The organism is Brevibacillus sp. HB1.1 (genome assembly GCF_013332445.1).
GTDB lineage: Bacteria > Bacillota > Bacilli > Brevibacillales > Brevibacillaceae > Brevibacillus > Brevibacillus porteri.
The window spans coordinates 313,906-326,994 of sequence record NZ_JABMIV010000006.1; the positions used below are offsets into that span (position 1 = coordinate 313,906).

The window sequence follows — 13,089 nt, forward strand, 5'->3', positions numbered from 1 at the left end:
GATATTTTACTGGAAAACGTCAAAATGAGCAAAAAAGCGCCCGCCAGTAACAACAGGGCGAACGCTTATCCATCATTCTTTTATGGTTTGCTATTGCCGATCTCTTCCGGCTTGAAAATACCTGTCTCCGTGACGATCGCTGTAATGTACTTCGCAGGCGTTACATCGAACGCAGGATTGTACACCTTGATATCGTCTGGAGCTACCTGTTTGCCCAAGCCATGGGTAATTTCCTCAGCTGGACGCTCTTCAATCGGAATATCTGCGCCTGTCGGTGTATCTAGATCGACGGAGGACAAGGGAGCTGCCACGTAAAAAGGAATGCCATGAGCTTTTGCCAATACCGCTACCCCATACGTGCCGATTTTGTTGGCGACATCGCCATTCGCTGCTACGCGGTCTGTACCCACGATGACAGCCTCTACTTTCCCTTGGGACATAACCATCGCCGCCATGTTATCGCAGATCAGCGTCACATCAATCCCTGCTTGCTGCAATTCGAATGCAGTAAGACGAGCGCCTTGCAGGACAGGACGGGTTTCGTCCGCGTACACCTTCAGGTTCCAGCCGCGTTCCTTTGCCAAATAAAATGGAGCGGTAGCCGTACCGTACGCTGCTGTAGCCAATGCGCCTGGATTACAGTGCGTGAGAATTCCCATACCGTCATGCAACAGAGTGAGCAGATGCTCTCCAATGGTCCGGCATACTTCAGCGTCTTCCTTTTGAATCGTCAGTGCTTCATCGAGCACAGCCGCCTTCAACTCGGCAATCGACGCTCCGCTTTCTTTTTCAACACGAGCTTTGATGCGATCCAACGCCCAGAACAGATTCACGGCTGTCGGACGGGAAGAGCCCAGGTAGTCTGCCTGCTGGTTCAGTTCCTGCCAAAACTCGTCGTAGTTACTCGCTTCACTGCCACGAATACCAAGGTAGAGCCCGTAAGCCGCCGCCATGCCAATCGCCGGTGCGCCTCGTACTTCCAAGCGACGAATGGAACCCCATACTTGCTCGGAGGTAGTCAAGTTCAAATAGATCGTTTCTACTGGCAGACGCGTCTGGTCAAGCAAGACCAATGCGTCATTCTCCCACTTAACAGGTGCCAATTGAGTGCTGGTTGTCATACTGTTGTAGCCTCCTGATAGTAACGTTCGGTGACAGTGCGTACGATGTCCGTGATATCTGTCGATTCGTCGATGCCGCCGCGACCGAGAATCAGCGCTTCTCCAATCGAGAGAGCCAGACGCTCTGCTTCTGCGCGAGTCTGGTCGTCTTCAATGGCATTCAGGTCCGCTACGCCTGCCAAGCCGATGACACGGCGCAAGATTTTGCATCCGGCATAGCCTGCTGTATCCTGAATCAAGCGCTTCACGTAGCTTTGCCACAGTCCCTCGACATGGGCGCTGCGCTCTTTGGCTTGCTTGTGCCAGAGCTGAACGAATTGCGAAACGAATTCATTCCAGACATCCTCGACCGTTTCCAGTAAGTATTCGCGGTACGCTTCCCGTTCTCCTTGATCTTTTTGCAAACCGTGCTGTCCTGCGTAGTTGAGCAATAGATTGGCAATGACCGCCCCGATGTCAAAACCGATTGGACCGTAGTAAGCGAACTCTGGATCGATTGCTTTCAAGCTGTTTTCCGTGATGAAAATACTTCCCGTATGCAGGTCACCATGCAGCAGCGCTTCCGATCGCGTAAGGAAATCGTATTTCAGCTTGGCGATTTCCAGCTTCAGCGGCCTGTTGTTCCAGATCGCCTCGACTTCCCGGCGAATCAACGGGTTGAAGTCGTTGGTAGGCGCATTTTCATACGGATCGGTAAAGACGAGATCTTCCGTGATTTTGCATAATTCTGGATTTATGAATGTTCCGACTAGCGCTTTTTTATCGTACGGATGCGCGCCCAGATCGGAGGTGAAGAACAAGGTTTGCGCGAGAAAACGACCAATTTGCTTCGCGAATAGTGGGTACCGCTTTCCTTCGATCAGACCTTTGCGCATGATGATGTGGTCCCCGACGTTTTCCATGACAGTCAACGCAAGTTCCCCATCGAAATGATACACCTGCGGCACCAAGTCTGGAACGTATTTGTGCTGAATGCGGAGTGCCTCGCTCTCGATACGAGCCCGATCAATCGTAAGTGGCCAAGATTCTCCCACGACGCGGGCAAAAGGCAGTGCTTGTTTGACAATGACGCTCTTACCGGTTGCCAGCTCCTGAATGTCAAAAACCAGATTGAGATTGCCATCCCCGATTTCATGGCTGGTCAGCTCTGCTCCTTCGCTAAAAAGACCCGGTATTCCTTTTACGTACTCCACTGCTTCCTGTTCAGTCAATGCGCGATATGCCATGATTCCAAAACTCCCCTCTACGTATTTTCCCTCTATCTCTACTTGTTTTGTTTGAGTACCTGGAGCAATAAAAAGACCTCTTTTCCCGAAGAAAAGAGGTCGCTGTCGTCACGTGTAAGAACCGTGTTGATGTCCCCCTTATCTTCCAGACTACTTTTGTTTCTGCAGGAATTAGCACCGTGCATGTCGCCTGTCAATCAGTCGCTTCCTTGCGTCTGAATGGCGTCATGTCGGTTGCCGGGTATCATCGGGCCAGTCCCTCCACCTTCTCTGGATAAGGTATCCAAATCGTATTCGGTTTTTGATTTAGTTTGAATCATACAACCAACGCTTCCACGATGTCAACACCCTTTTGTGCAAAAATTCGCACCTTGCTATCAGTAGCTGTATTGTGTTCCCGATGCCGCAGGTCGCTCCCAATTTCACCAGTCTATCTTGCCTAGAAACGCTGCTGTTATTGACTTTTCGGCCTTGAGCTTCAGCAGTTCTTTGGTAGGTCCGGTGAGGACGGCTCCGTAGATTCGCACTCCGTTTTGAACAGCCAAGACCGTACTTTTTCCCCACGGTAGTCGTCCAAGGAAGAGTAGGCGCGACAAAAGGTTTCCTGTGTCAGATCCTCTGCCAGCCTCTCATCTCGTGTCAGCCGGAAAAGATAGCGGTACATATCGTTTACATGCAGCCGGTACACATCCTCCAGACCTACTTTCCCAAGCCGTTCACACCCCTTCATCCCTTACCACGAAGGAAGTGCCAAATAGTTTCACCTTCGTCTCATTTTTCTTCTAACCTGCTGCACATTCTCTGCAAAAACAAGGATTGACTCCTGACAATGAACGTCATATCATGGGGGAAACGAATAACTCTTATCGCGAGCTGGCTGAGGGACTGGCCCTATGATGCCCGGCAACCGGCGCTATACCATGAATCGTACGCGGATGATGCGTACCTTGGATAGCGAAACGGTGCTAATTCCAACGGATAAGAGTCGAGATAGAGCCTCTTTGGCTTGTTTCGGCTACTGACCCGAGAGATGAGAGGAGACGAGACGCTTTCATAGTCGACAACCGCCTCCCCGCTCAATGGGGAGGCTTTTTTTAATCATTCAAGGAGGATGAGACGTACCATGAGTGAACAACGTATCCTCGTCACCTATCTCACACAAGCAAAAGACTTGAACAAGAAAGCGCAAGCCATTGCTGTCGGCATGACAGTCGGTTCCTGGACGGATCTGCCGCTTGCCAAGCAAGCTGAGCTAGCGCCGTATCTTGGTGAAGCCGTGAGTGCAACACCGCTTGCGACACTGGAAAACGGAGAAACACGCGGTTTGATTACCGTCAGCTATCCGACCCGCAATTTTACAGCAGACATTCCATCCTTGTTGACCGGAATATTCGGCAAACTGTCGATGGATGGCAAAATTAAGCTCGTCGACATCGTTTTCCCTGACTCATTCCTTCAGGCTTTTCCTGGACCGAAGTTCGGCATTGATGGTCTGCGCGAACGTTTAGGGGCACATAACCGTCCGCTCTTGATGAGCATTTTCAAATCGTGCCTGGGCCTTCCTTTCGATGACCTGAAGACGCAATTCCGGGCACAAGCCTTGGGCGGAGTCGATCTCGTGAAAGATGACGAAATCTTCTTTGCAGATGACCGCGCTCCTTTTATCGAACGGATCAAAGCGTTCAAGCAAATCGCCCAGGAGACAGAAGCCGAAACAGGCAAGCCCGTCCTTTATGCAGCCAACCTGACTGGACCAGTGCATGAGCTGAACGAAAAAGCGAAACGTGCGGTAGATGCAGGTGCTGACTGCCTCTTGTTCAATGTGCTGGCCTTTGGATTCGATGCCCTGCACCGTTTGGCAGCCGATCCCGATGTACACGTACCGATCATGGCGCATCCAGCATTGGCAGGCGCTTACTATCCATCACCTGACTACGGTATCGCCACCCCGCTTCTGCTCGGAACGTTGATGCGCGTAGCTGGTGCAGATTTGGTACTCTTCCCATCTCCATATGGCAACGTCGCCTTGGACAAGACAGAAGCGTTACAGCTCGCCAAGCATTTGACCGACCCACTGAATCGTGTACGCCGTTCCTTCCCGGTTCCATCTGCCGGCATTCATCCTGGGCTGGTTCCACAGCTTTATCAAGACTTCGGTCTGGATCAAATTGTCAATGCAGGTGGTGGAATCCACGGTCATCCCGGTGGAGCAACCGCAGGAGCGAAAGCATTCGTCGCCGCGATTGAGGCTGTCACCGCAGGCCGAACACTGGAAGAGGCTGCCGCAGAATCGCAAGAACTGGCGATCGCCTTGGAAAAGTGGGGTGGTGCACGATGAGCAAGAAGCTCGTCCTGTTCTGCGATTTCGACGGAACGATTACCGAAAAAGACAACATTGTAGCGATTGTCCGCAAGTTTGCTCCCCCTGAGTGGGAAGCCTTGACGGAGCAAATCCTTTCGCAAAAAATAAGCGTTCAAGAAGGGGTAGGCAAGCTGTTTCAACTCTTGCCCTCCTCCTTGCGCCAGGACATTATCGATTTCATTGTCCAAGAAGCGACGATTCGCCCGGGATTTGCTGAATTCGTGAGCTATTGCCGCGAAGAAGGCATTGAGCTGTTGATCACGAGTGGCGGCATCGACTTTTTCCTGGAGCCTATCCTGGCACCCTTCGATCTTACCGATGTACCGATCTACTGCAATGGCAGTGATTTCAGCGGAGAGCGCATCACCATTACGTGGCCCAACGCTTGCGATGAGCATTGCACGAACGGCTGCGGCATGTGCAAGACGACCATCATCCGCCGCTACGATCCAGCAACCCATTTCCGCATCGTCATTGGCGACTCCATCACTGATTTGGCTGGAGCCAAAATCGCTGACTATGTGATTGCCCGTCACTTCCTCGCTGACAAGGCGGAAGAGCTGCAATTGTCGCATAGCAAGTTCGCCACATTCCACGATGTGATTCGCATTTTACAGCAAGTCCAACAGGAGGTCGTCTAATTCATGACTGCAACACTCGAACAACGTCTGGATGCCTTTCGCCGTCTGGATGACGCCAAGCTGACATTTGCCCGCCGGGACTGGTTTCCCGGCACCAGCGGCAATCTCTCTATTAAAATACAAAACGATCCCTTGCAATTTGCCGTAACGGCAAGCGGCAAAGACAAAACCAAGCTGTCTCCCGAAGATTATCTGGTCGTAGATCAAGACTCGCGTCCGGTGGATGAAACTGCTCTCAAGCCATCCGCGGAAACGCTCATCCACGCCGTCGTCTACAAAACGTTCCCGAAGGCTGGGGCTTGCTTCCACGTCCATACCGTATGGAATAATCTCATTTCCGAGCTGTACTTTGGACAACGCGCTTTCTCCATTCAAGGACAAGAGCTGATCAAAGGACTCGGAATCTGGGAAGAAAACGCGCGTATTACTGTTCCGATTGTTGAGAACTTTGCCGATATTCCGACCTTGGCTAACGAAATTGAAAAAGTGATCACACCAGAAGTTCCCGGTGTACTCATCCGTAACCACGGTATCTACACGTGGGGCGGCAATGACTTCGAGGCCAAGCGCCACCTGGAAGCTTTTGAATTCCTATTCGAGTATCACGCCCGCTGGCTGCAATTACGCCAAGCAGTCGTGTCCACTACAACCACCAATTAAGGAGGAATAAACGATGGCACAAATTCGTTTTCACGACAACAATGAGTACATCTCAGCACCCGAGGAAGTTGTCTCCTTCCTGGACACCCAAGAGATCATTTACGAAAAATGGGGCGTGGATCGCCTTGATCCAAAGCACCGTGATAACTACAGCCCGACAGACGAGGAAAAACAAGAGATTCTCGACACCTTCAAGTCAGAAATCGATGCGATCAGCCAACGTCGCGGTTACTTGACAGCGGACATCATCGTCCTCTCTGACAAAACGCCTAACCTCGACGAGCTGTTGGTGAAATTCAAGGGCGAGCATCACCACACAGACGATGAGTGCCGCTTCTGCGTCGATGGTCACGGTATTTTCGCCATCAAAGGCAAAGATGATCGCTACTTCGACGTCGAGCTGGAGCCAGGCGATCTGATCTCCGTACCGCCGAACTACCGCCACTACTTCACCCTGATGGACGACCGCAAAATCAAAGCGATTCGCCTATTCGTCACTCCTGCAGGCTGGGAAGCAATCTATTAATAACGAACCCCTTGGCATTTACTGATTGCCAGGGGGTTTTGTCTTTCACCCTTCACTTTATGACGCCATTTCCCTTAATCGATACGTCAGGCTTGATTTCAACAGTGGCATTGGAAAAGGCTTTCGTCCAATCATCCTCTACCTTTTTGTATTCCTTATATTCATAGGCACGCGCATAGAGACCAAACCCAAATGGGTCTACACCGATTTCCTGGCATTTCTTGATTAACTTCGTGTAATCCTTCTGTAACTCGTCACTGATCATTCGCTCCATCTTTTTGTAGTCCTTTTTCATGTCGTACGGAAACATTCGCTCCGATATGGACACTCGCAATTTGAAATGAACGTCAAAATGAAACCGACCGTTCTGATAGGATGTTTTCACTTTTTTTTGGACGCCCTTGATAAAAAAACTGATCCTGTCTTTCACAATTTGATTGTGTTCGTTCGGCTCTTTAATCGGGATGGTGACGGACAGTTCCCCTTGTTTTTCATGGAGCAGCGTTTGCAAAAGAATGGTATCCCGCGGTTCTATCGAGCCTGCGTACGTTCCATTTTCTTTTAACAAAGCCGTCCCCATTACCTTTACCGCCTTCTTTTCTTTCTTCAACTCAGTCAGGGTAGGCGTCATCCCTTTTTCAAACATTTGCCGATGGAGCTCCTGCGCCCTCGTCTTTACCGTCAGATTTCTGCTATTGGCTGTGTCTATCAGCTTTGTAACATGAATGGACAGACGAGGCTTGTCCTTTGGTTTAAAATCAAACAACTCATTCACTGGACCATCATGTACAGCCATGCGGGCGTTGACACTAAACTTTGCATCCCGAAAAACGACATCTAGCAACCGAAACCAGTCCGGGTGAGCCAGCAGTTTTTTCCCCATTACAAGCACCTGAATTTTGCCTGGTTGGGTCAAGCCTGTCACTCGCTCATCAAAGCCCATTCTCGCCTCTCTAATCGTAGATGACCGGATACCGTATTGCTCAGATTTTTCCTTTGCTTCCCGACTGAACACAGGGCTTGAGATATAATAGAGAAGCTCGTTTTTTTCGTTCAAATCAATTCCGACCATCAGCGATAAAGTGGTATCCTCCAAATTGATCTGGTCCTTGCATCCTGCCAACATGATTACCAGGAAGCTACATAACAGAATCTGAAATACCCTCATGCTTTTTTCCCACCTTCTGCTCGTTTCGATAGCCTGATCGGTCCCCAAGCTAGTAACGGAAGCGCATAAGCAAAGAACAATCCTGTATAGCTCCAAATTTGTGACGCTTTCTTCAGATCGATAAAGGATGGCGTATATAACCATACCGCCACTGGAACCAAAAGAAGGAACAGACGCAAATGCTTGCGGTGATCCTTCATGCCAAATAACTGACTGGATGAAAAGACACAAAAATAGATGTACGGCGTTGCAGTTGTTGACAATATAAACAAATAACTAGAGAGAAATAGAATATCGACACGTTCCAAAAAACGGAACTCGATGGCTTTCCATAGATTGAGCGTAGGCCATGTATACTCCGTGATTTCATCGGGGCTAAAATAAGCAAAGCAAACGATGATGACAGATATATACACAAGCATCGTCAATGTATTCGCAATGACAATGCCGAGAGACGCATATTGTTTTTTTTGCAAAAAAGGGTAGGCGAAATAACCAAATTCAAATCCAAGAAAAGAGAGTACCGTGGATTTGCTCGCTTCCCATATTGGGTGCCAGCCATCCTTGATTACTGGCAGCAGGTTTAACCACTGAACTTCTCGATAAGCCGTCGTGAGAACAAAAGGTATCCAAAGTGTAAGATAGAACACGAGCTCGGCGTACCTTCCAATCGCACGAACCCCTCCCTGGATAATAAGATAGGTCGGCAGAGCAAAAAGGAATACGACGACATAGGCTGGTGTCTGAGACAGGAGCCACACATTAATGATTCCCGTGGCATTTATCATCAAAACGAACGCCGCTATCCCGCAATAAATGGACATCAAAGCAATAGCGACACGACCGAGCCACTTGCCCAGGATCAATGGAAATATATCGATAATCGTCTTCTCCGGGTACTGCTTCATCATGTTCGTGATGACAAGACTGACTAGCGTTGCCCCAAGCCATCCAATCACAAGCGATATCCATCCATCGGTGCTCGCCTTCTCCGCCAATTCTCTGGGAATCGTCAATACTCCGATCCCTACTTGTGCCCCATGAATGAGGAGAATGTACTGGAGGACGCTCAATTGGTTGTATGTATACTTTTTCATCACCCGTCCTCCCTTGGCCGATTATTCCCCTGCCTTTGCTCCTCAATCGTGTGGGCTGACAGGGGACGATCTTTCATTTTCCATAGTGGCAGGCGGATAAACAAATCTTTCCAATCTCCGAAACGCACAGGGGCAAGAGGGCTTCCATAAGGAACACCTAATGATTCCAGCGTAATCAAATGGCCAATCAGTGTCATTAATCCCACTATAATTCCAACGAACCCAAACATCGCAGCAAGTATCATCATCAAAAATCGCATTAGCCTAACTGCCGAGGCCATATCATAGTTCGGGATAATAAAGGATGAGATCGCTGTAAATGCAACGACGATCACCATAATGTTGCTGACAATCCCCGCTTGTACGACCGCTTGACCAATCACGATACCTCCTACGATACCGACTGTTTGTCCGATAGGTGCTGGCAAGCGAATTCCCGATTCCCGGAGCATTTCCAATGTGAGCTCCATAATGAATGCCTCTAACAGGGGAGGGAATGGAACCTTTTCGCGGGACTCTCCGACTGACAAAATCAAATCGAGTGGGATCACCTCATAATTGAAAGAAATCACTGCAATATAAATCGCAGGCAAAAAAGTAGCAATCAAGAAAGCCAAGTAGCGAAGCAATCGGATGAACGTAGCGACAGGCCAGCGCGTACCGTAATCGTCAACATTTTGAAAAAAGGAAACGAAAGTAGCCGGACCGATTAATACGCTTGGAGAGCGATCGACAACGACAGCAATCTTCCCTTGCAAGATATGAGAGGCAACTGTATCTGGCCGCTCTGAAGTCAAAAACTGCGGAAACAGAGAGTAAGGATTATCCTCGATATACTCCTCCAGTTCGGACGCATTGAGAATCGAGTCAACCTTGATGCTCTTGAGCCGATCTTCCAGCTCCTGTAATATTTCCGGATTCGCCACATCAGCCAAATAGATGATCGAAAGCTTTGAAAGGCCTCGTTCTCCTAACCACATTTCTTTTATTTTCATTTCACGGTTGGGAATATAGCGGCGAATGAGGGCAATGTTCTGCGTGTCCGTTTCGACAAACCCTTGGTGTCCGCCCTTCAGCGCAGCCTCCAACTGCGGGTCTTCTATCGCCCGCTGCGGCCATCCATTCGTTTCAATCACAAGCACTTCTTTTCGACCCTCGATAAATAATAGACTGCTCCCAAGCAAAATCTCAGTTTCTACTTTCCGAAAGTCGTAGGCAACTGATACCTTTCCGACAGATAACAGGTCAAAAATACTCGATTTCTCACCCGCTGGATGTGACAAAAGTGGACGAAGCACATTGTTGTTAATCGAGTTTTTGTCAACCAAGCCGTTCAAGTAGACGAGTGTAACCATATCCTCTATATGCTGACAAGCAAACGTCCGAATGACCAAATCAGGTGTCAGCGTGAAAATCGCATTCAGCTCCGCAAGGTTATCACTTAATCGCTCACTGATCTCTCGTACACGGATAGGCTCACTCGAGTGGCTCATCCTGTCTTTGACAGATGTCTTTTTTCTTCTCAGCCACCCTCTCATCGCCATCTCCTACAGCTCCCGCCCTTTTACGAAGTATGTTCCATTAGCGTTCGTGAGAGCTTCCCAAAATATGCATGCGACTTGGCACATTCTGCCGCTCGATCGAATAAATCCCAACGCCCTGCAAATACTGTTGGGAGTACGAGATTACTTTGGCGGGGAAATCATGAAAAACGGATTATCTTTTACACAAATCGTCGTCATGCTGCTTTTAACCAACGGATTGATGAACCATGTCATCGTCATTCCGATGATGCTAGATTCGGCCAAAAGAGACTCTTGGATCTCGGTTTTGTTAGCTGGGGTGCTTTACTTGTTGTGGACTGGTTTACTCTATTCGGTCTATAAAAAAACAGAGAATGAGCATCTGTTTTACTGGATCAAAAAAACGTACGGCTTCCCGCTCTATTGCGTATTGGCGCTGCTGACATGTGTCTACTGCTTTACAATCGCCACCATGACGATGACCGATACGATTACGTGGGTTAATTTATCGTTTGCTCCAGAGACACCGCTGGAGGTACATACGATCTTGTTTGCAGTCCTTTGTCTCGTCAACGCGATGTTTGGAATCCGCTCCATCGCAATGACCTCTTCTGTACTTTTACCATTCGTCGTCCTTTTGGGATTTTTCGTGATGTCTACTAACTTTCCAAACAAAGATTACAGTCTGCTCCTCCCTATGATGGAAAACGGGATTGCCCCTGTTTTACGAGGAATGATGTATGCGGGCACAGGCTTTGTCGAACTGATCCTCCTGTTATGTATGCAGCATCACCTTCAATCGAGAGTGCCGTACTATCAACTTTTCATTTTGGCGTTTGTCATGATTGGCCTCACATTCGGGCCAACCTTAGGTGCTATTGTAGAATTCGGTCCGGATAAAGCCGGAAAATTGCGCTATCCTGCCTATGAGGAATGGCGACTCGCCAATATAGGCCTACATATCGAGCATCTCGATACCCTGAGCATATACCAATGGTTTAGCGGTGCCTTTACGCGCATTTCTCTCTCGCTTTTGCTGATTGTCGAAATACTGATGATTCCGTATGGAAAGAAACGGATTTGGTGGTTAATCGGGCTATTTTTCTTCTCATCTGCCCTCTCCCGCTATCCCATAAGTGCGATCCAATTTTACAGCCTGTTATCGAAACAGCTTTTGCCCAGTCTTTTCGTATTGGCCCTGTCTCTTTCCATCGTTTTTGCTCTCTTGACAGCCTTCGCCTCTAGGAGGAAACAACATGACGAATCGTAGGTTTGCCAAGGTCAAAGGGTACACGCCAGCAACAACCGTTAAAGAATTGCCTTCGATTTCGCTACAGGCATTTCATGATTTGTTTGAAGACTGCAATGACATATGCATAGATACGCACTCCCTCGTCCCAGGACACTCTTCCACTCGCGTGCATTTTATCTACTCCGACTGCTTGTGCGATTTGAACCAGATCAGCGAGTATTTGATGCCACAGCTCGTGCAGCTTTTTGTGAACGAAAACATCCTAGATGCTGAGGATTTATTTGAAAAACGGCTCTTTTTCATGAATGAGCTGACACAGCCGACGAATGTTGATTGGATTTGCAGACACGTTTTCTCCGGAAATTTGTTGATGGTGTTTGAAGACTTTCATACTGTCTATTATGTAGAGACGGGAAATCCCCCCCGACGCGAACCTGAGGAAACCAATACCGACGCATCGATTAGCGGCCCGCGCGATGGATTTACGGAAGAAATCAATACGAATCTGGGTCTGATCCGCAAAAGGCTTCGGACGTATCAGCTAAAATTCGTTCCATATATCGTCGGGAGCCACACTCATACGCGCATTGGTTTATTGTATTTGCAAGACCAAATCGATCCGATTTTGTTGAAGGAAATTCACGACAGAATGGATTCGCTTGATAGCAAGGGCATTGTAAGCGGTATGCAAGTAGAAGAACGGTTATCTCGATCCCCTTTTACTCTTTTACCAGAATTTCAGTACACCGGAAGGCCCGATTATGTAGTGAACGCTCTTTTAAAAGGTCGATTTGCCATATTGATCGATGGCTCACCTATTTCATTAATTGGCCCGGTTAACTTTTTCATGCTGCTAAACGCTGCCGAGGATACCAGCTCATCTGTTTTTTCCGTAGTGTTTGTCCGTATTCTGCGGATGGCCTGCGTGATCATTGCGCTCTTTTTACCCGGCCTTTGGGTCGCGCTTATTACCTATCATCAGGAACAGCTTCCGTACACCTTGATTGCCACCATTGTGAAGTCGCGACAAGGTGTTCCGTTGCCAGCTGCATTGGAAGTTTTGCTCATGGTGCTCTTGTTTGATTTGTTTAAAGAGGCTGGTTTGCGCCTTCCTCTATCGATTGGTCAAACACTGTCCGTTGTTGGAGGCCTGATCGTTGGACAAGCAGCGATATCGGCCGGTTTGACCTCTACAGGCAGTCTTGTCATTGTCGCGCTTTCCGTAATGGCTACCTTTACGTTATCGAATCAACATATCGTCTCGTCTGTTACCCTGTTTCGGTTCGGGATATTGCTCTTATGCTCCCTTCTCGGGATGTTTGGCTTCATGATGTCGCTTCTGGCAATGGTTCTGTTCTTTTCCAACATGCGCTCCTTTGGCTTGTATTATTTGTCGCCGCTTGCCCCGACCTCTTGGCCTGACTTGTATAAAACACTGTTCCGCACACCATGGCGAAAAGTAGAGAAAAGCCCTGAATTCCTGCATGATCCCTCGAAAAGGAAGGGCTCCTGA

The 13,089-nt window shown here is 48.7% G+C and carries 13 protein-coding genes and 2 riboswitches; of the genes, 6 read left to right on the forward strand and 7 right to left on the reverse strand.

All coding sequences use genetic code 11. The annotated features are described in order from the left end of the window. Positions 1–80: 80 nt before the first annotated feature. The 4 genes from mtnA to HPY27_RS18050 all read right to left on the reverse strand — a co-directional run bounded on the left by mtnA (position 81) and on the right by HPY27_RS18050 (position 3,077). Complete coding sequence (mtnA, locus tag HPY27_RS18035) at positions 81–1,121, reverse strand: S-methyl-5-thioribose-1-phosphate isomerase (RefSeq protein ID WP_017251457.1); 1,041 nt, start codon at positions 1,119–1,121, stop codon at positions 81–83. After that, positions 1,118–2,347 carry an S-methyl-5-thioribose kinase gene (gene mtnK, locus HPY27_RS18040; RefSeq protein WP_174225608.1) on the reverse strand — a complete coding sequence of 410 codons (1,230 nt, stop codon included), beginning with the start codon at positions 2,345–2,347 and terminating at the stop codon, positions 1,118–1,120. The genes mtnA and mtnK overlap by 4 nt, the downstream gene beginning before the upstream one ends. 135 nt (positions 2,348–2,482) lie before the next feature. Further along, positions 2,483–2,628: riboswitch (SAM riboswitch) on the reverse strand. 141 nt (positions 2,629–2,769) lie between these two features. After that, positions 2,770–2,874, reverse strand: a complete 105-nt coding sequence (locus HPY27_RS30620; RefSeq protein ID WP_371814341.1) for an anti sigma factor C-terminal domain-containing protein — start codon at positions 2,872–2,874, stop codon at positions 2,770–2,772. Then, entirely contained in the window at positions 2,826–3,077 is a 252-nt protein-coding gene (locus HPY27_RS18050; RefSeq protein ID WP_371814342.1) for a sigma factor, read from the reverse strand. The genes HPY27_RS30620 and HPY27_RS18050 overlap by 49 nt, the downstream gene beginning before the upstream one ends. Positions 3,078–3,207: 130 nt before the next feature. Continuing rightward, positions 3,208–3,384, forward strand: a riboswitch (SAM riboswitch). 86 nt (positions 3,385–3,470) lie between these two features. Between HPY27_RS18050 and HPY27_RS18055 the strand changes: the two genes are divergently transcribed. From HPY27_RS18055 to HPY27_RS18070, 4 genes are read left to right on the forward strand one after another with little or no spacing between them, the layout of a single operon-like run. Further along, a complete protein-coding gene (locus HPY27_RS18055; RefSeq protein ID WP_174225609.1) occupies positions 3,471–4,685 on the forward strand; it encodes a 2,3-diketo-5-methylthiopentyl-1-phosphate enolase in 1,215 nt (404 codons plus the stop codon). Then, a complete protein-coding gene (locus HPY27_RS18060; RefSeq protein ID WP_106834401.1) occupies positions 4,682–5,350 on the forward strand; it encodes a 2-hydroxy-3-keto-5-methylthiopentenyl-1-phosphate phosphatase in 669 nt (222 codons plus the stop codon). Before HPY27_RS18055 ends, HPY27_RS18060 begins: the two co-directional genes overlap by 4 nt. A 3-nt stretch (positions 5,351–5,353) precedes the next feature. After that, the gene (locus HPY27_RS18065) at positions 5,354–6,010 is read left to right on the forward strand and encodes a methylthioribulose 1-phosphate dehydratase (RefSeq protein WP_174225610.1); all 657 of its coding nucleotides are present in this window, start codon (positions 5,354–5,356) and stop codon (positions 6,008–6,010) included. Positions 6,011–6,023: 13 nt separating this feature from the next. Then, a complete protein-coding gene (locus tag HPY27_RS18070) occupies positions 6,024–6,536 on the forward strand; it encodes a 1,2-dihydroxy-3-keto-5-methylthiopentene dioxygenase (protein ID WP_173622901.1) in 513 nt (170 codons plus the stop codon). Positions 6,537–6,588: 52 nt separating this feature from the next. Here HPY27_RS18070 and HPY27_RS18075 read toward each other — a convergent pair whose 3' ends face one another. Genes HPY27_RS18075 through HPY27_RS18085 form a run of 3 tightly spaced genes read right to left on the reverse strand, consistent with a single transcriptional unit; the run spans position 6,589 to position 10,345 of the window. After that, positions 6,589–7,704 (reverse strand): Ger(x)C family spore germination protein, encoded by a 1,116-nt coding sequence (locus HPY27_RS18075; RefSeq protein ID WP_173622900.1) that lies wholly within the window; start codon positions 7,702–7,704, stop codon positions 6,589–6,591. Then, entirely contained in the window at positions 7,701–8,801 is a 1,101-nt protein-coding gene (locus tag HPY27_RS18080) for a GerAB/ArcD/ProY family transporter (protein WP_173622899.1), read from the reverse strand. Before HPY27_RS18080 ends, HPY27_RS18075 begins: the two co-directional genes overlap by 4 nt. Then, complete coding sequence (locus tag HPY27_RS18085; RefSeq protein WP_174225611.1) at positions 8,801–10,345, reverse strand: spore germination protein; 1,545 nt, start codon at positions 10,343–10,345, stop codon at positions 8,801–8,803. The genes HPY27_RS18080 and HPY27_RS18085 overlap by 1 nt, the downstream gene beginning before the upstream one ends. Before the next feature lie 64 nt (positions 10,346–10,409). Here HPY27_RS18085 and HPY27_RS18090 point away from each other — a divergent pair, with 64 nt between their 5' ends. Then, positions 10,410–11,594 (forward strand): endospore germination permease, encoded by a 1,185-nt coding sequence (locus tag HPY27_RS18090; protein ID WP_254612924.1) that lies wholly within the window; start codon positions 10,410–10,412, stop codon positions 11,592–11,594. Next, a complete protein-coding gene (locus tag HPY27_RS18095) occupies positions 11,581–13,089 on the forward strand; it encodes a spore germination protein (RefSeq protein ID WP_174225612.1) in 1,509 nt (502 codons plus the stop codon). Before HPY27_RS18090 ends, HPY27_RS18095 begins: the two co-directional genes overlap by 14 nt.

Bases quoted from the DNA above. Each gene is read 5' to 3' on its own strand.
- mtnA (WP_017251457.1), bottom strand. From the start codon at position 1,121: ATGACAACCAGCACTCAATTGGCACCTGTTAAGTGGGAGAATGACGCA.
- mtnK (WP_174225608.1), bottom strand. From the start codon at position 2,347: ATGGCATATCGCGCATTGACTGAACAGGAAGCAGTGGAGTACGTAAAA.
- HPY27_RS18050 (WP_371814342.1), bottom strand. From the start codon at position 3,077: ATGAAGGGGTGTGAACGGCTTGGGAAAGTAGGTCTGGAGGATGTGTAC.
- HPY27_RS18055 (WP_174225609.1), top strand. From the start codon at position 3,471: ATGAGTGAACAACGTATCCTCGTCACCTATCTCACACAAGCAAAAGAC.
- HPY27_RS18060 (WP_106834401.1), top strand. From the start codon at position 4,682: ATGAGCAAGAAGCTCGTCCTGTTCTGCGATTTCGACGGAACGATTACC.
- HPY27_RS18065 (WP_174225610.1), top strand. From the start codon at position 5,354: ATGACTGCAACACTCGAACAACGTCTGGATGCCTTTCGCCGTCTGGAT.
- HPY27_RS18070 (WP_173622901.1), top strand. From the start codon at position 6,024: ATGGCACAAATTCGTTTTCACGACAACAATGAGTACATCTCAGCACCC.
- HPY27_RS18075 (WP_173622900.1), bottom strand. From the start codon at position 7,704: ATGAGGGTATTTCAGATTCTGTTATGTAGCTTCCTGGTAATCATGTTG.
- HPY27_RS18080 (WP_173622899.1), bottom strand. From the start codon at position 8,801: ATGAAAAAGTATACATACAACCAATTGAGCGTCCTCCAGTACATTCTC.
- HPY27_RS18085 (WP_174225611.1), bottom strand. From the start codon at position 10,345: ATGGCGATGAGAGGGTGGCTGAGAAGAAAAAAGACATCTGTCAAAGAC.
- HPY27_RS18090 (WP_254612924.1), top strand. From the start codon at position 10,410: ATGCATGCGACTTGGCACATTCTGCCGCTCGATCGAATAAATCCCAAC.
- HPY27_RS18095 (WP_174225612.1), top strand. From the start codon at position 11,581: ATGACGAATCGTAGGTTTGCCAAGGTCAAAGGGTACACGCCAGCAACA.